General features: G+C 38.2%; 22 protein-coding genes. 9 read left to right on the top strand and 13 right to left on the bottom strand.

Annotation, left to right across the window (positions count from 1 at the left end):
* Positions 1-640 precede the first annotated feature (640 nt).
* The 4 genes from MW688_RS05795 to MW688_RS05780 all read right to left on the bottom strand — a co-directional run bounded on the left by MW688_RS05795 (position 641) and on the right by MW688_RS05780 (position 5,561).
* Positions 641-2,068: an anthranilate synthase component I gene (locus MW688_RS05795; protein ID WP_486734986.1), complete on the bottom strand. Its 1,428-nt coding sequence runs from the start codon at positions 2,066-2,068 to the stop codon at positions 641-643.
* Positions 2,069-2,869: 801 nt separating this feature from the next.
* On the bottom strand, positions 2,870-3,868 hold the full coding sequence (locus MW688_RS05790; protein WP_486734985.1) for a formylglycine-generating enzyme family protein: 999 nt from the start codon (positions 3,866-3,868) through the stop codon (positions 2,870-2,872).
* An 85-nt stretch (positions 3,869-3,953) separates the two neighbouring features.
* Positions 3,954-4,565, bottom strand: a complete 612-nt coding sequence (locus tag MW688_RS05785; RefSeq protein ID WP_486734984.1) for an MvaI/BcnI family restriction endonuclease — start codon at positions 4,563-4,565, stop codon at positions 3,954-3,956.
* Positions 4,566-4,571: 6 nt separating this feature from the next.
* Positions 4,572-5,561 carry a DNA adenine methylase gene (locus MW688_RS05780; protein ID WP_486734983.1) on the bottom strand — a complete coding sequence of 330 codons (990 nt, stop codon included), beginning with the start codon at positions 5,559-5,561 and terminating at the stop codon, positions 4,572-4,574.
* A 401-nt stretch (positions 5,562-5,962) separates the two neighbouring features.
* Here MW688_RS05780 and MW688_RS05775 point away from each other — a divergent pair, with 401 nt between their 5' ends.
* The 3 genes from MW688_RS05775 to MW688_RS05765 all read left to right on the top strand — a co-directional run bounded on the left by MW688_RS05775 (position 5,963) and on the right by MW688_RS05765 (position 7,106).
* Positions 5,963-6,307 carry a hypothetical protein gene (locus tag MW688_RS05775; protein WP_486734982.1) on the top strand — a complete coding sequence of 115 codons (345 nt, stop codon included), beginning with the start codon at positions 5,963-5,965 and terminating at the stop codon, positions 6,305-6,307.
* A 34-nt stretch (positions 6,308-6,341) separates the two neighbouring features.
* Complete coding sequence (locus tag MW688_RS05770; RefSeq protein WP_486734981.1) at positions 6,342-6,668, top strand: DUF433 domain-containing protein; 327 nt, start codon at positions 6,342-6,344, stop codon at positions 6,666-6,668.
* A 93-nt stretch (positions 6,669-6,761) separates the two neighbouring features.
* Positions 6,762-7,106: a hypothetical protein gene (locus tag MW688_RS05765; protein ID WP_486734980.1), complete on the top strand. Its 345-nt coding sequence runs from the start codon at positions 6,762-6,764 to the stop codon at positions 7,104-7,106.
* Between the two features lie 87 nt (positions 7,107-7,193).
* Here MW688_RS05765 and MW688_RS05760 read toward each other — a convergent pair whose 3' ends face one another.
* The 5 genes from MW688_RS05760 to MW688_RS05740 form a co-directional block, all read right to left on the bottom strand.
* Positions 7,194-8,225, bottom strand: a complete 1,032-nt coding sequence (locus MW688_RS05760; protein WP_486734979.1) for an HAD family hydrolase — start codon at positions 8,223-8,225, stop codon at positions 7,194-7,196.
* A gap of 13 nt (positions 8,226-8,238) precedes the next feature.
* Positions 8,239-8,760, bottom strand: a complete 522-nt coding sequence (locus MW688_RS05755) for a DUF4919 domain-containing protein (RefSeq protein ID WP_486734978.1) — start codon at positions 8,758-8,760, stop codon at positions 8,239-8,241.
* A gap of 18 nt (positions 8,761-8,778) precedes the next feature.
* On the bottom strand, positions 8,779-10,143 hold the full coding sequence (locus MW688_RS05750) for an NAD-dependent succinate-semialdehyde dehydrogenase (protein WP_486734987.1): 1,365 nt from the start codon (positions 10,141-10,143) through the stop codon (positions 8,779-8,781).
* Positions 10,144-10,287: 144 nt separating this feature from the next.
* A complete protein-coding gene (gene dprA, locus MW688_RS05745) occupies positions 10,288-11,439 on the bottom strand; it encodes a DNA-processing protein DprA (protein WP_486734977.1) in 1,152 nt (383 codons plus the stop codon).
* Positions 11,440-11,445: 6 nt separating this feature from the next.
* The gene (locus tag MW688_RS05740) at positions 11,446-11,754 is read right to left on the bottom strand and encodes a carbon dioxide-concentrating mechanism protein CcmK (RefSeq protein WP_486734976.1); all 309 of its coding nucleotides are present in this window, start codon (positions 11,752-11,754) and stop codon (positions 11,446-11,448) included.
* 211 nt (positions 11,755-11,965) lie between these two features.
* Between MW688_RS05740 and MW688_RS05735 the strand changes: the two genes are divergently transcribed.
* The gene (locus MW688_RS05735; RefSeq protein WP_486734975.1) at positions 11,966-13,087 is read left to right on the top strand and encodes a site-2 protease family protein; all 1,122 of its coding nucleotides are present in this window, start codon (positions 11,966-11,968) and stop codon (positions 13,085-13,087) included.
* Positions 13,088-13,185: 98 nt separating this feature from the next.
* On the opposite strand, the gene MW688_RS05730 is transcribed toward MW688_RS05735, so the two are convergent.
* Positions 13,186-14,751 (bottom strand): iron uptake porin, encoded by a 1,566-nt coding sequence (locus MW688_RS05730; RefSeq protein ID WP_486734974.1) that lies wholly within the window; start codon positions 14,749-14,751, stop codon positions 13,186-13,188.
* 452 nt (positions 14,752-15,203) lie between these two features.
* Between MW688_RS05730 and MW688_RS05725 the strand changes: the two genes are divergently transcribed.
* The 5 genes from MW688_RS05725 (at position 15,204) to moaB (ending at position 20,044) form a co-directional block, all read left to right on the top strand.
* Positions 15,204-15,941, top strand: coding sequence for an ABC transporter permease (locus MW688_RS05725; protein ID WP_486734973.1), 738 nt, complete (start codon positions 15,204-15,206; stop codon positions 15,939-15,941).
* A 5-nt stretch (positions 15,942-15,946) separates the two neighbouring features.
* Positions 15,947-16,690 carry an ABC transporter ATP-binding protein gene (locus MW688_RS05720; RefSeq protein WP_486734972.1) on the top strand — a complete coding sequence of 248 codons (744 nt, stop codon included), beginning with the start codon at positions 15,947-15,949 and terminating at the stop codon, positions 16,688-16,690.
* The gene (locus MW688_RS05715; protein ID WP_486734970.1) at positions 16,674-17,675 is read left to right on the top strand and encodes an ABC transporter substrate-binding protein; all 1,002 of its coding nucleotides are present in this window, start codon (positions 16,674-16,676) and stop codon (positions 17,673-17,675) included. Before MW688_RS05720 ends, MW688_RS05715 begins: the two co-directional genes overlap by 17 nt.
* A 152-nt stretch (positions 17,676-17,827) precedes the next feature.
* Positions 17,828-18,568: a Uma2 family endonuclease gene (locus MW688_RS05710; RefSeq protein WP_486734969.1), complete on the top strand. Its 741-nt coding sequence runs from the start codon at positions 17,828-17,830 to the stop codon at positions 18,566-18,568.
* A gap of 957 nt (positions 18,569-19,525) precedes the next feature.
* Positions 19,526-20,044, top strand: coding sequence for a molybdenum cofactor biosynthesis protein B (moaB, locus tag MW688_RS05705; protein ID WP_486734968.1), 519 nt, complete (start codon positions 19,526-19,528; stop codon positions 20,042-20,044).
* 89 nt (positions 20,045-20,133) lie between these two features.
* On the opposite strand, the gene MW688_RS05700 is transcribed toward moaB, so the two are convergent.
* The 3 genes from MW688_RS05700 to MW688_RS05690 all read right to left on the bottom strand — a co-directional run bounded on the left by MW688_RS05700 (position 20,134) and on the right by MW688_RS05690 (position 25,205).
* Positions 20,134-21,525: an aminopeptidase P family protein gene (locus MW688_RS05700; RefSeq protein WP_486734967.1), complete on the bottom strand. Its 1,392-nt coding sequence runs from the start codon at positions 21,523-21,525 to the stop codon at positions 20,134-20,136.
* 51 nt (positions 21,526-21,576) lie between these two features.
* Complete coding sequence (locus MW688_RS05695; protein ID WP_486734966.1) at positions 21,577-22,971, bottom strand: reverse transcriptase family protein; 1,395 nt, start codon at positions 22,969-22,971, stop codon at positions 21,577-21,579.
* Between the two features lie 584 nt (positions 22,972-23,555).
* Positions 23,556-25,205: a hypothetical protein gene (locus tag MW688_RS05690; RefSeq protein WP_486734965.1), complete on the bottom strand. Its 1,650-nt coding sequence runs from the start codon at positions 25,203-25,205 to the stop codon at positions 23,556-23,558.
* Positions 25,206-25,391 lie beyond the last annotated feature (186 nt).

The following is a 25,391-nucleotide window of genomic DNA, read 5'->3' as shown; positions in this document are numbered from 1 at the left end:
GGCGAGCGTATTACAAACTAAATAAACTATTGAAAGCTGAACTTGGATACATAAATAGGAATACCTTTTATCGTATGGAAGTGTACCCTAACTGGGCGTGTAAGGTCAAGCTAGTTATTGAGTCTACACCTGTAGTGTAGAGTACCGAGTAATTAGCAAGGAATAAAAACACTTTACATGGCAAAAGATATACCGCTGACTTTTTTCTGTCTTATTTTGCTGTTTGAGTAAATTTGAGTAGATTTTTAGAAGCGGTTACTGGCAAAAATTGCTGAAGGTGAGTTGTTAGTTGTTCCCGCGCCTCCTAATTATTCGGACAAGAATTCATAGGTCCTTAATCGGCAGATATTCAGAAGCTTCGCTTAGCAAGCTTTAGGGAATCTCACATCTTCCACCAGTACTTATGTACTAAATTATTGTGAGAAAAAGTTCATTTCTCTTTCGCCTAAGAAAAGGGTCTTTAGAACAAAAATACTGAATACGCCTTGAGTGTCAACCAATTTTTAAGGTTTAGCATTAACTCATTACTTCAAAACTCATTACTTCAAAACTCAACCCCCACCAGTAACTTTGGGTAAAGATGCGAGAGTCTGAGTAATCCTACCTGTTAACCGAGCAGTATTGGGAAGAGCCGCAATTTCTAATTCTTATGGCCTATTCCTAAAGCTGCTAACTGGGCCTCGGCTTTGTTTAATGATTCATACCACTCTTTTTCGGGATCGCTATCTGCTACTATTCCTGCACCTACTTGACCCCAAACTAGGGATTTTTCTGGTTGTTGCTGGTATAAAAGGGTACGAATCAAAATATTTAAGTCTAAATCACCGTTAACATTGAGATATCCACAAGAACCATAAAACAAGTTCCGCCGTACTGGTTCTAAACCTTCAATAATCTCTAAACAACGTACTTTGGGACAACCAGTAATAGTACCCCCAGGAAAAACTGACCTAATTAAGTCGATACCGTCGTAGTTATCATCGAGTATACCCCGTACATTGCTCACTAAATGAATAACATGGCTATAACGCTCTATAGTTAACAATTCATCTACTTCTACAGAACCCCATTGACAAACTCTACCTAAATCATTGCGTTCTAAATCTACTAACATGATATGTTCGGCTCGTTCTTTGTTGGTACTAATTAACTCTTGAGCGAGTTTTTGATCTAATTGGGGATTTAATCCACGAGGACGAGTTCCGGCAATGGGACGAGTTTGAGCTTGTTTGCCTTGTAGTTGTATTAGACGTTCTGGAGAACAACTAATCATCATTCCCCAGGGAGTCTGCCAATAACTAGCGAAGGGAGAAGGGTTGATTTTAGATAGGTTTTGATAAATCAACCAAGGATCTAAAGAAGTGGTTATTTGTTCCCCTGATTGCCAGTTTGGAGATGCGGTAACTTGAAAGCGTAAAGAAAGATTAGCTTGAAAAATATCTCCCGCTTTGATGTATTTGAGGGCTTCTTTTACAGAGGCTTGATAATTAGTTTTATTTGTTAGGAGAGAGAATGTATAGTTAGGGGAGTCGGAGGAGAGAGGAGATGGGGGTTTAGGAGTATTTAAACGTTCTTCTAATTCTGTTAATTCTGTAGGAGTAGAGGCAGCTAACCACAGTACTTGTTTTAAGTGGTCGGCGATCGCAAAGGCCCTTGGTTCGTACCAATAGGCTACAGGAAAAGGGAGAGTATCAATTTTGAGTTTTGGTAAGCGTTCAATTTCCCAAGCTAAGTCATAGCCTAACCAACCTAGCCAACCGCCGCTAAAGGGTAAATCAGGGTGTTCTTGAGTCACTAATGTATGGTCTCTTTGGCTCAAAAAACGTAGTAAGGGTAAGATTTGACCTACAGTTGGTGTCCACAGTTGACTTTTGCCCTTAATTACCCGAGGTTCGCTGGCACAAAGGGAATATCGAGCTAAATTAGGCTGTTCTAAATAGCTAGGAAAGGGACTTTCTAGGAGAGTAGCAATAGTGTTAGGGCGACGAAATAACTGGTCAAAAATCTGAGCACCAGTACGATTATGGAGAGGGAGCGATCGCCAATACCAAGGGGGAATAGTCGTCATACTTTAAACTAGCAGGGGAGCTTTCGGAGCTCCGGGAGAGGGGGAGCTCCGGGAGCAGGGGAGCTCCGGGAGCAGGGGAGCTCCGGGAGCAGGGGAGAGGGGGGGAGACTTTTAAGTTTTAAGTAGAGATAGAAAAATAAATACATTTTGACAATCGAATTTAGAGTCACTCAATTAATTAATTTGATAATATCCAGTTTAAATGGGTATTAGCCTATCATAATTTTTGGCAATAAAACCATCTTATCCCATATAATCCATAATTGAACCTTGCTCCAAACTTGTAAAACGACGATACAGTGATACTGCTTCTGATTCACTTAAACTAGCAACAATATCAACGGCTAAAACCTAACATATAAGTGCGTAACCTCCGTTACCTCACACCAAAGCATCTTTATCAAAAGTTACTGGTGGGGGATGAATTATCAGGGCTGTTTCGTTCTTGACAAAGAAAATGGTGAGGAGGAGCACCGGAGCACGGGAGCAGGGAGCAGGGAGAAGGGATTTTTTGCTAATAATAAATCACCTTTTTTCTAATAATAGCTAAAAAGAGCGTCAACTTTTGTGGTGTCTAGCTTCTAGCTTACGAAAAATTTTAGAACGAAACAGCCCTGGATGAATTATGAGTAATGAGTAATGAGTAATGAGTCTTGAAGTAATGAGTAAGAAGTCTTGAAGTTTTGAAGTAAAAGAATTGATGTTAAACCTCTAGGAGACAAAGATTATAGAGAATTAACCATAAAGAACATTTTTCCTAAAAAATTAGTACATAAGTTCTGGTGGAAGATATGAGGTTACTTAAGCTAAATTTTTAACTATACGAAAACCTATATGAGACATTCCTGTATCTGGTGATTGAGCCTCTCTAGCTGCTGGACGATAACGACTACAATAGTTTTTCGCACATAAAAAAGAACCACCCTTGACTACATGTTTAGCTACTCCCGGTTCTCTTGGGTCAAAACTCTCCTCTTGTTTAGCAACCATGGGGTTAACTTTTCCTGATTTAGATTGATGGCTGATGGTATACCAATCTTCAGTCCATTCCCACACATTACCAGTCATATCGTAGAGTCCATAGCCATTAGCAGGGAAAGAACCTATGGGAGCAGTACGGAAGTAACCGTCTGTCTGTTGATTTTCTAGAGGAAACTTACCTTGCCAAGTATTAGCTTTTTGAGGGGAGTATTGATTTCCCCAACTAAAAATCCTATCTACAAGTCCACCACGGGCGGCAAATTCCCATTGGGCTTCTGTGGGTAAGTCAGCATTAGCCCACTTGGCATAAGCTTGGGCATCTTCGTAGGCAATATGCACCACGGGATGATTTAATCTATCTTCGATATTACTATCTTTTCCTTCAGGATGACGCCAATTAGCACCGGGTAGCCAATACCACCAAGATAGATTGGGGATTCTTCCATCTGGTAGAGGTTCGGGAATACGAAAAACTACAGAGCCTGGGGCTCTCTCTTCATCAGTAAGATTGGGGAATTGTTCTACGGATAGAGGTCTTTCGGCAACGGTTACATAGCCTGTTTCTTCTACAAACTTCGCATATTCAGCATTAGTAACTTCATACTTGGCGATACAAAATTCAGTTACGCTGACATCATCGGCGGGTTGTTCTTCACGATAAAATTTATCTGAACCAATTGTAAAACTTCCTCCCTTTATCAGTACCATATCTTGAGGACAACTGGGAGTATCTGCGGCTAAGGTAGGAAAAGTAGTTAGTATTAGGCAACTAAATATAATTGTCAGGGATAATATTAATTTTTGGGCATAGTTAAGCATATATAACATTTCTTTTAGTGATATTAATAATTAAATTAGAGTTTAACAATAGTTTAGTTTAACACTTGAGACAATTGAACATGATTTAATGATGCTGTATCATTTCCTTTAAAAATCCCTTGCGAGCATAAAAAGCCCTAGAGATAGAGCCATGCCCAGGTCCTTTAGTTCTAGGCTGAATATACACCCCGAATCGCCCACTAAGACTAGAAAAGCCTTTTGTGATTATTATTTGTCTAACTAGCTCATAGTCTGCTTTAATTTGATTAAAAACATCTGTATCATCAAGGTCAAACTCAGTAACTGAATAAAGTATTGAGCTTTTCTCTTCTTTACTCTCCCAGATACGAATAGGTATCAATATCTTCCTCATCTTGTTTAACAGATGACTATTTTCAAAGGGAGTATTCTTGACGTTATATGGGTCAATCATAGTAATAGCCATTGTTTCTTTAACTGTTAAAGCGCCGCTTTTTAAGTACTTCAAAGAACAAAGCTTTAACTCCCATGAGCCAAAGTTAGGTGACTGTGAAGAGTTAAGGGGTAATCCTAAGTAACGCTCAATTACGTGACCTGCCCAACCTTTGTTAATTTTACCATCCTTTTTTCTTACTGTTACCTCAAGCTTATCGGCGAGCTGTCTTAAATCCTGCCCAATTAGCTCACTAATCTTGGCTTTTGCCTCTTTTCGCTCCATTTTCTCTTAATAATTAGTTACTATTAATTCATTTATAGCACCACGCTTACTGGCATTACTATTAATCATTCTTGTGGCTGCTACTCGTCTGATATTAAAATCTTGATAAAGCTCATCAAAAAATTCATCTGAGGGATTTTCATTTTTTGGATCTGAATTACTTAGCATTAAGTAAACTTGGTAATCACTGTTTAATCTTCTATAAAATTTAGCCAACCGCTTTTGTTGATTATCATCAAATTTAAATGCAGAATAAGCAGTAAAGTTAGAAGTTTTATTTAAAGGACGATAAGGAGGATCAAAATACACAAAAGCATTATCTTTAACTGCTTTAATACTTTTTTCAAAATCAGCTAGTTCAATCTCAGCAATTTGTAAGGCTAAATTGACAGCTCTTAAGTTTTCTTCATTGAGAATCTTAGGACGTTTATAACGTCCTGGAGGCACATTAAACCCGCCACTTTTATTAGTTCTAAACAGGCCATTAAAACAAGTTTTATTAAGAAAAATAAGCAGAGCTGAGCGCCTAATCCAAGCCTCTGAAAAGGTTAAATAATCAATTTTGTTTCTTTGGTCATTATACTCTGCTCTAATTTGATAAAAGAATTCTTTCTGTTTTTCTTCACTTAAAGAATAGTACTTAACAGATAACTCACCCAGTTGTTCAATTAAAAGCTCAACAGATTTTTGAATAACCTTGTAAGCAATAATAATTTCTGGGTTTATATCAGATAAATATGATGATTTAATTTGATATTTTTTAATTATATCAAAATATACAGCTCCTCCGCCTATAAAAGGCTCTATATAACAAGAACATTTCCCATTTTTTAGAGATTGAGGATATAATTTATCCAATGTTTCTAATAACTGTCCTTTGCCTCCCGCCCATTTTAAAAATGGCTTTGCTTTAATTTGTTTCCCTTTTACAAATGTTAATTCATTTTCTTGAATTGCTTTTTGTGTCTGAGAATATTTTTGGTTAAAATTTAACATGTTTAAGGACTGTTTTATTTAGTTAATTCTTTAAAATTACCATAAATTTTTAAAATTATATAGCATTTTTCGGACTCATGAGGTTGTACCTAACTCCTGCCTCGGTGCCTCTCTTGCCTCAAAAGGATAACCTTTCTCACCAGTATGAGAATTGCTATACTTATTCTCAGCTCTATGAAAACTCAAAATGCTATAAATTGAAAAATTTAAAACAGTACGATCAAAGGCTAGAAAGTATAAATAGTAAAATTAATACTACTTATTTTGGCGATCGCTATAGCAGTACCACAAATAGTTAGGACATCGAGAATTGAGAGTTTTTGCAACAAAACCAAAAAGATCGTTAAAATTAAACATATATTGTGGAACACCTTGGGTTTAAAATCCGAAAACTCTCATCTATGAACGACCTCTATGGGGGAAAAGATCCCCGAAACATACCAAACTATTCTATTGGTGATGCTGCCCGTTATTTACGAATTCCGCGCAGTACAATTCGTTCATGGACAATTGGATATCATTATCTAGTCAAAGATGGTTCTAATTTCTTTTCTCCCTTAATTGATATTCCTAAAAAAAAGCATCCTACTCTCCTCTCATTTACCAACTTAGTTGAAGTCCATGTGTTAAGGGCAATTCGCCAACATCATAAAATTCAACTAACTAAAGTCAAAAGAAGCTTTAGATTATATAGGAGAACAGTTCAATATCCCTCATCCTCTTGCCACCGAAAAATTTCGCACTGATGGTGTTGACTTATTTATTGAAAAATATGGTTCATTGATAAATGCTTCTCAAGCGAGAAGGTCAGAGTTTAAAGATGAACTTTACACTCATTTAAAACGGATAGAACCTGATGATAGTGGTTTAGCAATTAAATTTTATCCTTTTACTCATTCTGATGAAGAGGCTAGTCCTAAAATCATCGTGATTGACCCCCGTATTGCCTTTGGTCGTTCGGTTATTGCAGAGACAGGAATACCAACAAGAATTTTAAAAGAACGATATTGGGCGGGAGATTCTATTGATGAATTAGCCTATGATTATAACTGCGATCGCCTAAACATTGAAGAAGCCATTCGCTGTGAACTCTCTAATGCTGCTTAATTGCTTGCTTCGAGACTATTAATGCGTTTTACCCCTGAGATTGATTTCTTAGTCATACTATTATAAAGCGTAAAACTCCATAAAATATCGATAATGAGTAAATCCCAAAATGGACCGATTATCTTTTACATAGATCGGTGTTTAGGTGGTAAGGACTTTCAGGAATTGTATGGTTTAGCACGAGATGTTGCGCGACTACGTGGAGGTTTACGATTGGTCACCGTAGCTGTACGTGCTGTTCAAAAGCATCCAGATGCGGAAACAATAAAAGTACTAGAAGAAGCGATCGCACAACTGGGAAATTTACCAGCATTGCCTACCAGAGATACTTTTTCCCCACTTGAACCTGAAAACAAAGACTCACTCGATAGTGATGATGATGTAATACTTAATCCAAAAGAAATTGAACGACCTTTTTCATCTGATACCAATGTTTAAAAGGAGAAACTAGGAATCAGTGGTAGATAAGAATAATCATCCAACTTTAGAAGAACTTGATTGCATTTTTAGATTTATTGTTTAAACTTAACTCAATAATTCCCAAGGATGAATAACTTTCCAGTCTTTTTTCATATCCACCACGAACCAATTATTACTAGAAGCCATATCCAAAGCTTTATCTAAACGTCCAAAAGCCGCGTTTCTATCATAGGCTGCTTCTCTAACCTCATCAGTATGATGTATCAAAACAGCTAAACTGTTATCTGAAGAAGCAGATACCCACTCTAGCATTTGCAAATCTCCATCAGAGTTACCGAAAGCAGCTATAGGAATTCGTCCTATAAATTTCTCAATACCTACTGGTTTATTTTCTTTGTCGTTGATAAAGTCAATTTCTGGTAATTTAACTAAAGTCGCTTCTCCATCGCGAAACTCGTATACTGTTTTTAAACTACTACCAATTACTTGTTCTGGAGGAATACCGTAGACTGATTCTGTCCACACTCTCATAAATTCAATTCCTCCCCCAGAAACAATATAGGTTTTAAATTGATTCTGTTGCAAATAAGCAATTAATTCTAACATCGGTTGAAACACCATCTCTGTATATAGGCGTTTAGTTACTGGATGAACAGCAGTAGTAATCCATTCTTCCACTATTGATGAGAATTCTGTGGTAGTTAATCCAGCATGAGTAGCTGCAACTAAAGATAGTAATGCTTTTTTATCGATTTCTCCAAGATTTTCGATGTTGTCGTTTAAAATACCCTGAAATGGTTGTTGATTTTGCCATTCGGGATGTTGGGAAGCTAAAGCTTTGATTCTATCTTGGACAAATAAAACCTGTACATAGGCAGGATATTCTGACCATAATGTACCATCGTTGTCAAAAACAGCGATTCTAGAGGCAGGGGGCACAAAATCAGCATGGTTTTGATTAGTTACTCTATTCACAAAATCAATAATAGCTGTTTTATTTTTACTTTCTTGCCAGGATGGCAGAGGAGATGAAGTAGAGGCTACGGCTTGGAGTTTTTTAACTCTTAAATTAAATGGTATTAATCCAGTCATTAAAAATAAGCCTAACCGCATTAAATTTTTACGAGATAATTCCATAGTTAATTAATTTTTAATTCAAGGAATTAGTTTCGATATTTTTACGTAAAGGGGTAATTTCAAAAAATAGTTGAGAACCATCATTAGCACAAAGACAATCTAAATATTGATGATTTTTTGTTAATGAAGATTGCTGGGATACTGTTTTATTGAAATATTCCACTAAATCATATTCATCTGATACCCTAGTAATTAAATAGGGATTCTCTTGTGTTCCCTCTCCAGTAGTTAAAATACCCTGGAGACAAATATTAGCTAATGATGATTCCAGGTCTGCTTCTGATTCATTTCCCAAGGCTTCGGCAATTGTTGCTAAAATTAAGTGAGCGCGAGGACTCAATAATAAATTAGGCATCGCTTCAGTAATAATCTTTTTAGCTTCTATATATTCCTTAGTTTCTATTAGTTTAGTAGCTTCATCTAACTCTAAAGAATAGGGATTATATACATCGGAACTCAGTAAACATTCTCTAGCTAATTGGTAATTAATATTAGTTGGAGAATCAATAAAGTCAATAAAGTGACTAATAAGCATAATTACTTCAATAACTCCCTATTTAATCCATATAGTTTTAATATTAAGAAATTCTCTCATTCCTTCTACACCTAATTCTCTGCCATAACCAGAACGTTTAATTCCCCCAAAAGGTAGACGCGGATCTGATTTTACTAAACTATTGATAAATACGCAACCTGCTTCAATTTCATTAATTAAGCGTTGTTGTTCTTCTTGCTTGTTAGTCCAGGCTGAGGCGCCTAAACCAAAAGCTGTATCATTAGCTAAAGCGATCGCCTCTTCTAGGTTAGAAACGCGAAATACTAAGGCTACAGGACCAAAAAATTCATCTTTAGCCCCAGGAGAATCAGGGGGTATATCCGTTAAGATAGTAGGCTGATAAAAGTAGCCTGGTTGATTTAGAGTTTGACCACCTATGAGTAATTTGGCACCCATTGCTACTGTTTTTTGCACCTGTTGGTCTAATTCTTCCCTGATGCTTTCTGTAGCTAGTGGCCCTACATCCGTAGTTTCCAGTTCGGGATCTCCTATTTGCAGATTTTTAAATTTCTCTACTAATAAGCTTTCAAATTCTGCGGCGATACTTTCTTGTAGTATAAAACGTTTAGCTGCAATACAAGACTGACCGTTATTGAGCATTCTTGCTGTTACCCCGTTAGCTGCGGCCTCTTCTAAATTAGCACTTTCTAATACTATAAAGGGGTCAGAACCTCCTAACTCTAAAACTGTTTTTTTGATTTGTTTTCCCGCTGCTGCTGCTAAACTCATCCCGGCAGGTTCACTTCCTGTGAGGGTTGCGGCTTTGACGCGAGAATCATTGATAATTGCTTCTACTTGGGCTGCACCCACTAACAGAGATTGAAAGGCCCCTTCAGGAAAACCTGCTGCCTGGATAATTTCGGCGATCGCCAAAGCACATTGAGGTACATTTGAAGCATGTTTCAGTAAACCTACATTCCCGGCCATTAATGCTGGTGCTGCAAAGCGAAACACTTGCCAAAACGGGAAATTCCAGGGCATAACTGCGAGAATGATGCCTAAGGGTTGATAACTCACATAGCTTGTACTTGCATCAGTTTCTATGTATTTATTTTTGAGAAATTCTGCCCCATTTTCGGCGTAGTAACGGCATACCCAGGCACATTTATTTACTTCAGCCAGAGCGCTTTTTATCGGTTTCCCCATTTCTATAGTCATCATTTGAGCTAATTTAGGGGCATTCTCTTCTAGGAGATTTGCTGCTTGTTGTAACCATTCGCTTTTTTGATTTAAAGGTATGCTACGATATTTATGATATGTTGCTTCCGCCAAACTAATTTTTGCTTCTATTTCTGTAGAATTTAGGGGGGTAAACGTTTTTAAAGTCTTGCCTGTAGCTGGGTTGACTGTAGCGATCGCCATTTTTTCCTTGTTCATAATCTTTCTTATTCAATTATCATAGCTAATTATTTAAGTCAGCTATTGTAACAAAGACAGAATACAAACCTACAAATGACAGATTAGTAAGAAATCTAACATAGTGTAAAAATTTGTAAATTAAAAGATTTAACTAGATTGATAGCGCATACCAGGTAATTGAGTTACCAAACCCAATAACTCTAACTCTAGTAAACTAGCAGAAACTATCCCTGGTGTCAGGTTACTTTCTTCTACAACTAAATCGAAGGGAGTGGGTTGAGTTTTAACTGCGGCTAAAACTTGCTTTAATTCTGGGTTGAGATTCGGTAACTCTAGAGTAGGTTGTTGTCTAGTTTCTAGAGAATCTAACTGAGGAGTTGTTTCTAGTAACAATTCGGGGGTATCTAACTCAGGGATAGAGCCTAACTGTAATAGTAACTCCTGCTCATCTAAAATAAGATGGGCACCTTGACTGAGAAGACGGAGACAACCGCGGGCTTGTGGTACATCTGGTGAGTTGGGCAGGACATACACATCTCTCCCCAATTCATTAGCATAACGAGCTGTAATTAAAGCGCCGGATTTTTCTGGGGCTTCAATCACCAATACAGCCCGACACAAAGCAGCAATTAAGCGATTACGAGCAGGAAAGTTAGATTTTTCTGGTTTTGTCCCGGCTGGATACTCACTCAAAATTAAGCCTGTATTTTTAATAGCTTGATATAATTGTTGTTGTTGTTGAGGGTAAATCACATCTACACCAGTTCCCAAAACAGCGATAGCCCTTCCCCCTACTTCTAAACAAGCTTGATGGGCAGCACCATCTATTCCTGTAGACATCCCAGCCACAATCCCAAAACCACATTTAGCTAAAAAGGTACTTAATTTTTTAGTCCATCGGTAACCGTGTTCTGTTGGTTTACGAGTTCCTACAATAGCAATTAAGGGGATACATCCTTGATTTTCTTCTGGTCTTATTTTTCCTAGATAGTATATAAGTGGTGGTAAGCCTGGAGTTTCTAAGAGTAAATTGGGGTAATCAGAATCTGCGGGAGTCCAAAAATGTTTATTTAGGCGCTGATGCTCCTCCAAAAGTCGCTCAGGAATGAGTTGAGAACGAGTTTGAGCTATGGTAGTTAGGAAGTTATTACCCACACCCTCAACTGCTGAGATTTCTTCTAAAGAAGCCTGCCATGCCTTAGCTAAACTTCCGAAATGTTCAGCAATTCTTTGTAGTAGTATTGGTCTAATTTTTGGTACTTGTGACCAGGCTAACCAGTAGGCGCGTTCTGAACTCACCCTTGTTTACACTCGATATTCTTCTACATCATCACTGAAATCAATGGGCAAGACAGACACCACATTTTCAGGAGGATTTGGTACGATATAGTGACTCATGACTTCCCCTCCAAATGTTGCCTCTGCTGCCGCTAACCCTTGTTTTAGAGCGATTTCTACTTCAGAAACTGCTCCTCTAATGACAACATAAAAATTTCCTTTTTCAGCTTTATCAAAATATACCAGTGTCACTCTACCCCCTTTGACCATTGCATCTGCTGCTGCTAAAACGGGAGGAAATCCCAAGGTTTCAATAACTCCTACTGCTTCAGGCATCCCATTATCTCCTATGCGCCTATTGTATAATTACATTATCTCTTAATTTAACGAAAAAGATCCCTTCAAGGTTAGTTAACCGAATTTCCAAAAGACGGTTTTTACTATACTCTTAGACTATCAATCATCATTAATATTTCGTTACAATAAAGACATTACAAGCCGAAACCGATGGTTTCAATCAGACAATCGCAATTAGGAGGTCATCCTTATGGAAGGCAATATTAGAGTTGGTAATTTATTTGGGATTCCATTTTATGTTAATCCCTCTTGGTTTTTAATCTTAGGTTTAGTCACCGTAACTTACGGGGGACAATTAACTGGATTTCCAGAACTAAATGGATTAACCCCTTGGATTCTTGGCTTAATTACCGCATTATTACTATTTGCTTCAGTAGTAGCCCACGAATTGGGCCATAGTTTTGTGGCGATGTCTCAGGGAGTAGGCGTTAACTCAATTACCCTATTTCTGTTTGGAGGCTTAGCAAGTTTAGAAAAAGAAGCACAAACACCGTTACAATCTTTTTTAATAGCGATCGCAGGTCCTGCGGTTAGTTTAGTACTCTTTATTATATTAACCCTAGTTGGTGTAAATTTAGCACTACCTGCACCTATCACAGCAATTGTTTCTCTGTTAGCTTCAATCAATTTAGTTCTGGCTTTATTTAACCTCATTCCTGGTCTTCCCCTCGATGGCGGTAATATTCTTAAGTCCATAGTTTGGAAAATTACCGGAAATTCCAATCAAGGGGTAATCTTTGCCAGCACAGTGGGTCAAGTTTTTGCTTGGATAGCAATTGCTTTAGGTATTCTATCTATTGTTGGTATTAGTGAAGTAGGAAGTTTTTGGACTCTATTAATTGGCTTTTTCCTGCTTCAAAATGCTAGATTATCTGGTCGGTCTGCCAAGTTTCAACAAAGTATCGAAGGTTATACCGCTAAAGACGCAATTACCACCAACAGCCCAATTATTTCTAGTGATTTAACTCTACGAGAATTTGTCAATAACTATGTAATTGGACAACGTGAATGGCAAAAATTCCTGGTTACAGATGAAGAGGGAAAACTATTAGGCACACTCAACGTCAATGATTTAAAATCTGTTCCCACCTCTGATTGGAATTATGTCTTTGTTAAAGACTTAATGCGTTTTGAAAATAACTTGAAATCTGTTCCAGCTAATCAATCTTTGTTAGAGATAATTAAGTTATTTGAAATGGAAAAAATCCCCCAGGTAACAGTAGTAGACGAACAAGAAACTGTTTTAGGACTTTTAGAAAAAACCTCTGTGATTCAGTTTTTACAAGAAAAAGCCCAAAGCAAAATTGCCTAAGCTTATTTTCCTACCAACTTAAGGTGAGATATTTAGAAACTATTCCCGGATTTTAAATCCGGGAATTGACTTTTAATTAGAGGAAATGCGATCGCCAACTAAAAGATAAAGATAGTTCTAATAGTAGTCATCCAAATAGCTGAATTATCACTATTATTTTCAGGATTAACAATGACAAAAACCCCAGGATTAATAATAATATTATCAGTAAGAGGATAATTATACTGGGCTTGAATATGCCAAGCGCTGTCAGGATCTTTTTCTCCTCCTTCATTAGCAGTAACTCTTGGCGGTTGCCCCACAATTAAACCAGCTACACTGCCTTTTTTACCTACATCAGGAAAAGCAAAGGCGATCGCCCAATTTAAAATATCTGCTTGATCCCCTTTGTTAATATTTATATCAGCTAAACTGTTGCTGTTACTTTCAGCATAGGCTTGTGTCCACCCTATCCAACCAGATATATTTAACTTAGAAGTAATGCGGAAACTCGATTGAAAGCCGAAATGGTCTGCTGAAGTAGGCAGGAAATTAAAGGGATTGTTCGCTAAACTGCTACCAGTTGCCCCAGACACAAAGGCTTGTTGAGCTGGATAATAAGCCCTTACATAGGTTAAACCCAAATCTATCTTATCTGTGGGTTTAATACCTAATTGGGCTAAAGCTGCATAAGAGCCATTGAATAAACCTGCGTTAGGAGAGTTTTGATTAGGTCTACGAGCTACATACCCTAATGACAAATTTATCAGATCACTAAAATCATAGGTGGCGCTAACTCCTCCCCCTAATATACCTTGGTAATATATTGGGTTGAAACGACCAAATCGAGAAATAGAACCAGTAAAAGGATGAGCAAAAAAGCGATTATAATTAAATACATTAGCGTTATAGCGTGCGCCAGTGGCATCTACCGTAATTTTTAGCTTGTTTCCTACCGGAAAACGATAAAACAAACGTCCAATTTCTACTTCATTATTAGTATTTAAATCAAAAGGTAATCTTGTCATTTGAGTACCAGTTACACTTGGTCCAAAAACCGTAGCATTGACTGCATCTAAACGAACCTTTAACAAATCTTTTCCCGTAAAACTAGTATTAAAATTTAGTCTCACTCGGTTATCTAAAACAGTTTCTGTGGGTAAATCTAAATCGCTATTAGCCCGTTTATCTCCCAAAGCTTGGGTAAGAGAAATGAGTACTTCTCCAGCTAGTTTAGTAGTAGTAGAAAATTGATTATCTTCTAAAAAAATTACAGCATTATCTAAACTATCAATTTTTGTATTGAGACTATTGATTTCTGCCTCAAATTCTTGTGTCAAGCGTTGTAGTGCCGCAGTATCTTGGGCAGAAATTACTTGACCTTCAGTAATTAGTTTTTCAAGAGAATTTAAACAAGTATTTAATCCTGCGGCAAATTGATAACGAGTTAGAGAACTTTGTCCATCGTAAGTTAAATCAGAACTACCAGCTATACAATTATAATTTTCTACCAAATTTTGCAAAGCTTGGTAAGCCCAATCATCAGGATTTACGTCTCGCAACTGATGAACGTTAACTACCGAAGTCATAGTTAACGGTTTGCTCATTACTTCAGAATTATTAAAGCACAGACTACCTATAGTTATGATCAATAAACTACTGAATTTACCCCAATTAAATTTCATCTTGTTGTTTGTTTGCAAAATTTTTGATTTAGAGTAAAAAAAATTAGTACAATTGTCAAAAGACAAGTTGTCAAAGTGTAACTCTTGGTTAACCGCTTGCTTTCTTTACACAAAATGAAATGCGATCGCCAACTAAAGATAAATACTAAGGTAAAACGTTAACCGCCCGAGGATTATGATTATGAAATGAGAAATTTTAGCTTAAATTATAATTTAATACAATAAGTAGTTTTATTACAACTTGTTGAAGAGCGAATTTGGCCTCGTGCATTTAAATTTTAACTCACCCTCCTCAAAAACCCGCTACCAGTTCAAAGAAAGTTTGACAAGTTGTCTTTTGACTTTAAAAATATTTTTCCACTATGATTGGATATCAAAATGGTCAATTTTAGTGGATGAACTTACACCGTAGGAATCAATCGCCATGGAAATGGTTCAAGCTTAGTTTACCTATGTTAATTGGATTAGGCTTTTTCCTAGGGTTATGGCAGTATGGGGCGCATCATTATGGTTCTCTAATTCTTCCTTCTCCTCTAGAAACTGGATTAGCTTTAGTCCGGTTGGCAAGGGAGGGAAAACTAGGTAGTGCAGTCCTTAGTACTAGCTGGCATCTATCTACTGCCTTTATTATAGCTATGTTACTAAGTCTTATACTGGGCATTGCAGCAGGCATAAATAATAGTCTGCGCCAGGCAATTAGCCCAATTATTACTGCCCTGCAAGGTATTCCCCCCATCGCTTGGATTGTGCTAACCTTGTTGTGGTTTGGTAGTGGGAATGCTCCCTCAATTTTTACCATCACTGTAGCTATTGTTCCTATAATTTTTATTGGTACTGTAGAAGGAATGGATAGATTACCCGTCTCTTTACTAGAAATGGGGCGTTTATTTCAGGCGCCTAAATCTTTACTTATCAGTGACCTTTATTTTCCCCATCTATTATCTTATTTTTTTCCGGCTATAGCGGCTGGATTAGGATTAGGGTGGCGTGTGGCAGTGATGGCGGAACTATTGTCCTCAGAAACAGGCATTGGAGCCGAGTTAAATCTCGCTCGGATTAACTTAGATACTGATGAAGTTATGGCTTGGATACTGGTGGTGGTTGTCTTAATTTGGGGGTGTGAATATGTACTGCTTCGTCCTCTCCGTCGTTGGCTAGAGCAGTGGCGTTTTAATAATAAAGTAGTTTGAACATTATGCTAGTTCTTGATAATATCTGCTATGAATATAACAACTACCCTATTCTCCAAGGGATTAGCTTTACCCTTTTACCAGGGAAAATTATGTGTATTATGGGACCGTCTGGTTGTGGTAAAACTACCCTTTTGCAAATTATAGCTCGATTGCGTCAAGGTTTAAAGGGTACAATTGACAATAAATTTGCTTGTACGGCTTACGTTTTCCAAGATCCTCGATTGCTTCCATGGCAAACCACCCAAGATAATCTGGCTTTTGGACTTAAAGCCCGAGGTATTGCTAAGAGTAAACGTCATAGCATCGCTAAGGAATTAGCTCGGCAACTTGGATTAGAACACGCTCTCTATCAATACCCTTCTCAACTTAGCGGGGGAATGCAGCAAAGGGTAGCGTTAGGGCGTGCCTTAGCTATTAATCCTGATTTACTTTTACTTGATGAACCTTTCAATGGACTAGATATAGGCAGGCGAAACCAGTTACAGGTAATGATCCTCAAATTATTAAGCGATCGCCATTTAGCCACAGTATTCGTCTCTCATGACTTACCAGAAGCTGTGCGTTTAGGGGATGAAATTTTGGTGTTTTCTTCTTCTCCTGGGGAAATTGTCTATAAGTGGCGATCGCAGCGCACCCCTGACTCTAGAGATGATGTGTATGTTTATAAAACTGTATCAGAACTCCTAGCTATTCCCATAGTTAATGAATGTTTTAGCGTCAGAGGTATACATGATGTTAAATATTAATCGTCGGCGTTTTTGCCAATTTATTACTGCTAGTACAGGTCTAACATTAACCTCTCATTGGTCTTTTGCTGCTGATAAAAATCAACCTTTAAGAAAGTTAAGCATTGGTGGATCTCCTATTATTATTACCGTCTTACTTGCCTATTTATTAGAGCAGCCTCAGATTCAATCTTTAGCTCAAGAAATTGATTTTCGGCTCTGGAAAACTCATGACCAACTTCGCGCCGAAGCAGTTTCTGGTAGATTACAAATTTCAGCCACGCCTACCACCTTAGCCGCAAATCTTTATCAAAAGGGACTAGACATTAAATTACTTAATGTTTTAGTGTGGGGAGTACTAAATTTATGGAGTTGGGATCAAAATATCAACAGTTGGGCAGATTTATTAGGTAAAAAGATATTGATTGCTTTTCGTGGTGGATTACCAGCACAGTTTTTTACCTACCTTGCTAATGAAAATGGAATTGATATAGAACAAGATTTAAATATTCAATATACCACTGATTTTACTGAGGCAGTTCAGCTATTACTAGCTAAAAGAGGAGATGTAGCCCTTCTTGCTGAACCTGCTGGTACCGTAGCTCAAGTGCAAGGAGAAAATCAAGGAATTCCCATTCAATTAGTCATTAATATTCAAAAAGAATGGAGTAAAGTAACAGGAAAAGAACCTCGTATTCCCCAAGCAGGAACTTTAGCTTTAAACTCTATTATCAATGAACATCCAGAAATAATTACAGCAGTACAAACAGAATTGAAAAATGCAGTGAATTGGGCATTTCAAGACCCAAAAGCTGCATCCGAAATTGGGCAAAAATATTTAGGGATCAAAGCTGATATAATTGAACGTTCTTTATTAAAAACGCCATTGGCAATGGTAAGCGCCAGTGAAGCTAAAGAAGATTTAGAGTTTTGGTTTTCTCGATTGATGGAGCAAAATCCTCAATTATTTGATGGCAAGTTGCCTGATGCGGACTTTTATTTTTAGAGTTTAATTAGATTTTAATTTTAATCTTAATCAAAAAATCAATGTGTGTGTGAGGGATGATGAAAAAAATTTGACAGACTGTCTTTTTAAATAAACCTATTAAGACATTGATTTTAGTTTACAATAACCATATAAGTTAAATAAATAAAACTATGACTATCACTACTCAACCAGAGATAGTTTTCCCGAAAGGCGAATTTTTAAGTGACGAACCCCAATTGGAAACTAATCTACATCTACAACAAATCTTGTTACTGATTCAAACCCTCAAATGGTTATGGAGAGACAGACAAGATTACTTTGTTACCGGAAATTTAACCATATACTATAGTCCCAATCAACAGAAATCGGCAGATTTTCGAGGACCAGATTTTTTTCTAGTATTGGGCACTAGAATAAATTGGGAGAGAAAGAGTTGGGTAGTATGCCAAGAAGAGGGGAAATATCCTAACTTAATCATTGAGATTCTCTCAGAAAGTACTGCTAAAATAGACAAAAACGAAAAAAAACAAATATATCAAGATACATTTAGGACACCAGAATACTTTTGGTTTGACCCAGTAAGTTTAGAATTCCAGGGATTTATACTAGTAGGAGGCAAATATCAAAAAATTACTCCTACAGAGAATGGAAGACTTAAAAGCGAACAGTTGGGTTTATATTTAGGAGTAGAGGGAAAACAACTAAGATACTTTACAGCATCAGGAGAGTTAATAGCAACACCAGAAGAGGCAGCGATCGCCGCAGAAGAATTAGCTCAACAAGAGCGAGATAATGCTCAAAGGGAGCGAGACAATGCTCAAAGAGCCGAGGAATTAGCTCAACGGGAGCGAAGAAGAGCTGAAAAACTAGCGGAGCAACTCAAAGCTATGGGAATAGAGCCCGAGGAATGACTATTTCATGAGCGCTAAAGGGCGCAAGCCTTGCGCCCCTACAAAATGTTAAATTTACAAGTATTAGTAGGGTGTGTTAGGGCGAAGCCCGTAACGCACCGTTAGATGAGTTTTGAAGTAATGAGTTTTGAAGTAATGAGTAAGAAGGTAGCATGTAGGTTAGGTTGAATAAACTACACACAACAATCTACCTGATTGTCTCTAACTGTTATGTGTTGGGTTGACAAGATAAGAAAGGGGGCGCAAGCCTGGCGCCCCTACTACAAAATGTTATGGTATAGGGGACAGGGGGGAGGCGATCGCACCATGTCGGTTGGGTTGACAAGGGAAACCCAACAATCTACTGATTGTCTCTAACTGTTATGTGTTTGGTTGCACTTTGTTTAACTCAACCTACAGACTCAACCTACAGGCTGGATTTGATATCATATCAGCATTTCCCTTCTGCCTTTTGCTATAAAATATTATTGGGCTAAAGCCCTACTACTTTCCTTGTCTTCAACTTATGATAAGATATGCTTTGTGGTTTCCCTAACATCACTCGCACTATTACTTTAGCACCATGTAGGTTGGGTTGACAAGGGAAACCCAACAATCTACCTGATTGTCTCCCGAAAGTGTTTGTGTTGGGTTGCACTTTGTTTAACCCAACCTACAGACTTGGGTTGACAAGAGAAGGAAGGGGCGCAAGCAAGAGGCTAAAGGGCGCAAGCCTGGCGCCTCTACTACAAAATGTTATAGTATAGTGTACATTGGGGCGATCGCACCATGTAGGTTGGGTTGACAAGGGAAACCCAACAATCTACTGATTGTCTCCCGAAAGTGTTTGTGTTGGGTTGACAAGATAAGGTAGGGGCGCAAGGCTTGCGCCCTTCAAAAGGTGACTGCAATTCGCCCATTCTACATTTTACATTCCAATTACTCCATAATATAAAAAGTGTATTAATCTAACTGAATATGGCTCACACTGAATCTTTTATTCCCCTAAAAATTGCAGTACTAACTGTTTCTGATACTCGTACCGAAGCTGATGATAAATCTGGTAATATCCTTAAAAATAGCCTGGAAGAAGTAGGACATCACTTAGCAGAAAAACTAATTGTACCTGATAATATTTATAAAATTCGGGCAGTAGTATGTAATTGGATTGCTGATGAATCTATACAGGTAATTCTAACTACAGGAGGTACTGGAGTCACAGGCAGAGATGGTACTCCTGAAGCAGTTAAACCCCTATTAGATAAAGAAATAGAAGGATTTGGGGAAATATTTCGCATGATTTCCTATCAAGAAATCAAAACCTCTACTATTCAATCGCGAACTCTAGCAGGAGTTGCTAATGCTACCTATATCTTTTGTTTACCTGGTTCTAGTAATGCTTGTAAGACAGGTTGGAGTATAATTAAAGAGCAGTTAGACTCAACCAATACTCCCTGTAATTTAGCTCAATTAATCCCTAGATTAAACGAAACCTGAGACTTCAACTTAAGCCTATAATCAAAGGAAAATGTTGGGTTGAACGAAAGTGAAACCCAACCTACAAGTGTAGCTATGAAATTAAGCTACTAGCTAGATGGTTGAATAATATTTTCAATTTCTGTGGCGGAGGTAGGTAAAGCCGCAGAAAGCACTTCAGCACCAGAATCAGTAACTAATACATCGTCTTCAATACGAATACCACGAACATTACTAAATTGAGACAAACGCTCCCAATTAACTATTTCTTGGTATTTGCTCCGAAATTGAGGATTATTGAGAATAGCTGGTACTTGATAAAATCCTGGTTCAATAGTAACAATCATTCCTGCTTGTAAAGGACGGTGTAAGCGCAAATACCCCAAACCAAAGCGATCGCTTCTCACTCTCCCTGAGTCATAACCTGCTAAATCTCCTAAGTCTTCCATATCGTGTACATCTAAACCTAAGATATGACCGATGCCGTGGGGGAAAAATAGAGCATGAGCATCCATTTCTACTAAATCCGAGGGGTTGCCTTGTAAAATCCCTAAATCTACTAAACCTTCTGCTAAAACCTTTGCTGCCAGTAAATGGATATCTCTATACTCTACACCAGGGGATATCTTCTCAATACAGGTATCATGGGCCGCTAATACTATATCATAGATATCTCTTTGGTTGCTTTGGAAACGGCCATTAACTGGCCATGTGCGGGTTAAGTCTGATGCCCAACCTGAGGCGATTTCTGCCCCTACATCTGCTAGAAGTAAATCTCCTGCCTCTAGGGGATGATGATATTCTTCATTGTGCAATACTTGACCATGGACAGTTACTATACTATTGTAGGCACAGGTACTTTGAGATGCCATGATTACTGCTTCCATTTGTGCCCTCACTTCAGCTTCTGTGGTTGCTTGGGGAGTAGCTTTCATTCCGGCTAAATGGGCTTGAATACTCACATTAATTGCTTCTAGGATAGAAGAGATCGCCTGGCTATCATTAATTAGTCTTAGTTTTACTATGGCTTTGGCTAATTCTAGATCTATTCCTTCTGGCTGTTTACTTGGTGCTATCTTTCTTTGTAACAATTGACATTGCTGCTGATAGGTTGCTAAATCTTGAACAGCAATTGTAGCCACATCTTGACTATGATATGGTAATTCTGAGAGAGGATAGGCTTTTTCTGCCCCTATGGCTGCGGCTATTTCTTCCCTTGTGGAGGTTTCCCCATGCCAAAGACTAGCTTGAGGTGGGGATTCATCTTTAAATAAAGTTAATTTGTGGTTTTCTAATTTAATTACGGCATTTTCTAAAGATAAGCCTGCAAAATAGAGAAAATGACTACTAGCTCTAAATGGGTATTGATTGGCGGGAAAATTTCTTCCTAGGGGATTTCCTGACCATAACATTACTGGTGTGGTTATCTCCTCAGCTAGGCGTTTTCTTCTAGCCTCTAAAATAGATTTATCTGGTAAGCTTTTTATTGATTCTAGCTGCATATTTATAAGTTATCTCAAGTTTGATTTTCACATCAGTTATGAATCTTGATTTTATAAATTTTGACTAATCCGTCGAATTTGAGCCATAAATTTTGCCCCTTTCTCAGGATTAACCATCCCTACAAAGTTAGCAAATCCTTTTATGGAAGTCATAACATCATCGCTATTTCCCCAGGATACATTATCCAGACCATTAACTTCTATTTGGTGTAGAGTAGCGCGAAAACGCATTAAAGTTTTTCGGTCAATATTCAGTTTTTCATTAACTACTATTCCTGTCACCTCTTGTTGCTGACTTTTACGTAAGATTCTAGTTTTTTTCTCATTAATTTTAAAACCCTCGTGTTGCACTATAGAGTCGGTATTTTTGATTATATTACAAATACGCGGATTATTCGCCCTAGTGGAGAAAGTAAGATCGTCTGCATAACGAGTATAGACAAAGTCCCATTTTTGCGCCATTTGAGTCAAACGTCTATCTAAACGCCGACACATTATGTTAGTAATCGCTGGTGATGCTGGTGACCCTTGGGGTAAATGGCGATCGCCTAAAGCTACATAGTAAGTTTTACCATCTAATTCTACTTCTTCTAATTCTGCTTCAGTACAAATCAAAGCAAAAATAGTAGCCGCAGCTTCACTATAGCCAAAAGAACGAAATAATCCTTTAACTCGTTTATAAGATATAGAAGGAAAAAAATCTTGGATGTCGAAATTAATGATAACATCTGCACCTACATGGGGTTGAGCGTTAGTTACGATAGAGCGATCGCGTCTAAAACCGTGAACTGCATCGTGAATTGGTACTTTATTTAAAATATGCTCTAATATCCAATATTGAGCTTGTTTCAATCTTGGCATTGGTGCTGAAATTAATCTTTCCCCTCCAGTCTTTTTGGGAATTTTAAAGCGAATATAGTGGGAAACTGTAGAAGTTTTACGGTTAAAAGCTAAAAATCGCAGCTCTGGAACAGTAATTCCCATTGCTGTGGCAATTTCTAGAGCATTATTCAAAATAGGTAAAGATTGTGCTGTTAATCTCTCTTGGTTGCACTCTGTATCATTTAAACCTCCAGAAACATCTTCTCCTAAATAAGTAATTTCTGTTTGTTTCTGTTGCTGCCAAGCTTCAGCTTTAGCGATTCTAGCTTGTTCTCTTTTTTCCTTATTTTCTTGCTGTTTACGACGAGATTCTGCTAATCTTTCCTTTAAAAATCGCTTACGCAGAATCTTTTCATCTTGTAAATTCTTACTTTCTTTTCTTAGTTCTGATAATTCTCGTCTAATCTCTCCTATACGTCGAATATCATCTGCTGGGTCTTCAGGAATTTCTCCTTCTGCGGGCCAAAAACCCAAACGAATCATTTCTTCTAAAACAAATTGATCTTTTCCTCTCTGGCGAATTAGATCGTAAAGTTCTTGACGAGTGCGAGGTTGTTGAGACATAGGCTAAATCAATTGGTGACCAAAGAAGTAAAAAAGAAAACGCTTATTAGTTTCGGTTGCCCCTTCGTAAGCCTCTGGCGGACTAGACTACTCAACTCAAGCGGTCAAGGACTATGTAGATTTATACTTCTTAGAAGTCACACTGAAAAATCAACATAGTCCTTAAGACCGCACAGTCACGAGTAGGCTAGTGATGCTTGTGTAAACTAACAGCAGGGATGGTGATACACCACCCAAATTGCAAGGTTATATTATAAAACTAATAAGCGTGTTTAATTTAGTGTATATCTAATATATCATAGTTTGATTTAAAAGTCAACAAAAAATTTTTTTAATCAGCATGGCCAGAATATTTAAGATAATCAGTTTGTGTTATTTAACCAGCTTGGTCCGTTTAATTAGTTATGATAAAGTTCTACCTTCATACCTTCTTCCTTTCCTTCTGCCTCCTGCCTCGGTGCCTCCTGCCTCGGAGCCTCGAAAAGGATAACCTTTGTACCTCACCAGCCTTAAAAAGGCTATATATTTTTTGGACTAAAGTCCAACTACGAACCTTGTTTTTAACTGGGGTATATAAATCGGATTTAGTATTGTCTGTATCTCCTGTTATGGTCCATTTTGAGGGCTAATATGTGTTCACAAGGTCCTTTATAGAGTTTGTTTTGTTTGTGCCAGTTGCAGTCGCATTCTGCCTGTATCAGGCGTTGGTCTGAGTCAACGGTGAGAGAGGGGTTATAGTTTTTGTGTTTATCTTTTACTTGCCCCTGTAAGCTATAAGCTCCCGTACCATCCTCAGTAACATTGAATATGGTTACTTGGTTGTCTGATAAAAAGCGAGTTGCTTTAGCTTCTCTTTCGTTGGCAAAACGTAGTTTATCCATTGGTAGGGGTTCCCGAGTTAGTTCGCGAATACGATAGACTTTTTTGTTAAGGTCGTAAATGGCTCTACCTGCTTGAGTATACGCTCCCAAGGCCCCTAAAATCACGGCAGGATTCATGTTGAGACGTTTTGCTAAGTCGTGGGGTTTTTCTGCCCAGTTTTCTTTGAGAGAATTGAAAATATCTTGTTTTGTCCAAGGATCTATTTCGGTACGAGATGCCATCAAATCGAAGTTTCCAGAATTTGACCAGTCATTGGCTGTCCATCCTGATAAACCTAGAGTAAAAGACATATCTCCTAAATTGGCTAGATAAAACGACGGCATACCTGTCCCTAAAAGGTGAACTGTAAATTTTTTAGCGATGGGAATTAGACGTTCTAGAATATGAATACGACGGCGACCCCAAACACGAATTTCTTGTTCTTCTGTTCCTGTATAGGGGGATCTTGCACAAATTAATTCAATATTCCATGGTTCAAAAATAACCTTAACGGGTTGACCTGGGGTTAGATGGTAACGCATTCCGCGAGGACCTTTTTTTTCTCGATGACGACGCAGAATCAGGCAGATATTATATATATCCATGGGGTGTAAGTCGAATTCGATGGTGGGTAGAGACATTGCTGAACTTACCTGGAGGAATCCCCTTACCCAGCTATCGGGCAAATCGATTTTGACTTCTTTGAATGATTCTTCCTGTTGGGTTTCTACTTCAAACCCAGAAGGATCGATGGTGAATTGGGTGGTTTTGTAGCTGCGGACTTTTTGAAATTCGTTATACAGGGCGGCGGAGTAATCAATGTTGGTGGTGCCGCAGGCAAATTCTCTGATGTTTTGGAAGACTTCGTAACTGGCGCCGAGTCTACCATAGGTGGATTCGTCCTGACTAAAGCACTCGAAGAATACTTCGTCTGGATGAACGGTGATTACTGGGTCGAGGACAAACCAAGCATCATAATCTTTTTGATAGAGGTAGTCATAGTATTTTCTTTGGGCTGCGTAGTAAGGTTGTCTTCGTTTATAACCATTATTTTGCAGTTCGGTTAGTTCTTTTTGAAGGGTTGTTATTTTCTCTCCTACTTCTTTTTGTTGGGCTGCTACAATTTGCCAGTCAATTTCGTCTTGTTGAGCTCGCCATTGTTTATAGGCTTCTCTATCTTTGGGTTTGAAGCGCAAATCAGATACTACCACATGGTGTAGGGCGCTGATGGCTTCCCGGAAATTGATGTTTTGCCTTAGTTCGCCAATAAAGTAGGTGGGTTGACGTTGGATGTCCGGTGCAAAGGACATCTGAGTGTTGTTGTTGGTTTGTTCAACGGTAGTGTTGTTGGTGTAAGTGTAATTAAATTTCATCGGTTTTTTGGTGTTTTTGGTAAGCTGTTTTTGCAGAAGAATAGGGAGCTTTGGGAGCTTTCGGAGAGGGGGAGTAGGGAGCAGGGAGCAGGGAGCTTTCGGAGAGGGGGAGAGGGGGAGAGGGGGAGAGGGGGAGCAGGGAGCAGGGAGCAGGGAGCAGGGAGCAGGGAGCAGGGAGCAGGGAGC

This window comes from Johannesbaptistia floridana (genome assembly GCF_057440575.1).
The sequence above is the reverse complement of the archived record's forward strand: the minus strand, read 5'-3'. Positions and strand labels throughout refer to the sequence as shown.

What these genes read in the sequence shown, in the direction of transcription:
- MW688_RS05720 (WP_486734972.1), top strand. Translation starts at nt 15,947, where the DNA reads ATGCTAGTTCTTGATAATATCTGCTATGAATATAACAACTACCCTATT.
- MW688_RS05715 (WP_486734970.1), top strand. Translation starts at nt 16,674, where the DNA reads ATGATGTTAAATATTAATCGTCGGCGTTTTTGCCAATTTATTACTGCT.
- MW688_RS05775 (WP_486734982.1), top strand. Translation starts at nt 5,963, where the DNA reads ATGAACGACCTCTATGGGGGAAAAGATCCCCGAAACATACCAAACTAT.
- MW688_RS05730 (WP_486734974.1), bottom strand. Translation starts at nt 14,751, where the DNA reads ATGAAATTTAATTGGGGTAAATTCAGTAGTTTATTGATCATAACTATA.
- MW688_RS05780 (WP_486734983.1), bottom strand. Translation starts at nt 5,561, where the DNA reads ATGTTAAATTTTAACCAAAAATATTCTCAGACACAAAAAGCAATTCAA.
- MW688_RS05790 (WP_486734985.1), bottom strand. Translation starts at nt 3,868, where the DNA reads ATGCTTAACTATGCCCAAAAATTAATATTATCCCTGACAATTATATTT.
- MW688_RS05755 (WP_486734978.1), bottom strand. Translation starts at nt 8,760, where the DNA reads ATGCTTATTAGTCACTTTATTGACTTTATTGATTCTCCAACTAATATT.
- MW688_RS05750 (WP_486734987.1), bottom strand. Translation starts at nt 10,143, where the DNA reads ATGGCGATCGCTACAGTCAACCCAGCTACAGGCAAGACTTTAAAAACG.
- MW688_RS05700 (WP_486734967.1), bottom strand. Translation starts at nt 21,525, where the DNA reads ATGCAGCTAGAATCAATAAAAAGCTTACCAGATAAATCTATTTTAGAG.
- MW688_RS05740 (WP_486734976.1), bottom strand. Translation starts at nt 11,754, where the DNA reads ATGCCTGAAGCAGTAGGAGTTATTGAAACCTTGGGATTTCCTCCCGTT.
- MW688_RS05765 (WP_486734980.1), top strand. Translation starts at nt 6,762, where the DNA reads ATGAGTAAATCCCAAAATGGACCGATTATCTTTTACATAGATCGGTGT.
- MW688_RS05725 (WP_486734973.1), top strand. Translation starts at nt 15,204, where the DNA reads ATGTTAATTGGATTAGGCTTTTTCCTAGGGTTATGGCAGTATGGGGCG.
- MW688_RS05795 (WP_486734986.1), bottom strand. Translation starts at nt 2,068, where the DNA reads ATGACGACTATTCCCCCTTGGTATTGGCGATCGCTCCCTCTCCATAAT.
- moaB (WP_486734968.1), top strand. Translation starts at nt 19,526, where the DNA reads ATGGCTCACACTGAATCTTTTATTCCCCTAAAAATTGCAGTACTAACT.
- MW688_RS05690 (WP_486734965.1), bottom strand. Translation starts at nt 25,205, where the DNA reads ATGAAATTTAATTACACTTACACCAACAACACTACCGTTGAACAAACC.
- MW688_RS05695 (WP_486734966.1), bottom strand. Translation starts at nt 22,971, where the DNA reads ATGTCTCAACAACCTCGCACTCGTCAAGAACTTTACGATCTAATTCGC.
- MW688_RS05785 (WP_486734984.1), bottom strand. Translation starts at nt 4,565, where the DNA reads ATGGAGCGAAAAGAGGCAAAAGCCAAGATTAGTGAGCTAATTGGGCAG.
- MW688_RS05760 (WP_486734979.1), bottom strand. Translation starts at nt 8,225, where the DNA reads ATGGAATTATCTCGTAAAAATTTAATGCGGTTAGGCTTATTTTTAATG.
- MW688_RS05735 (WP_486734975.1), top strand. Translation starts at nt 11,966, where the DNA reads ATGGAAGGCAATATTAGAGTTGGTAATTTATTTGGGATTCCATTTTAT.
- MW688_RS05710 (WP_486734969.1), top strand. Translation starts at nt 17,828, where the DNA reads ATGACTATCACTACTCAACCAGAGATAGTTTTCCCGAAAGGCGAATTT.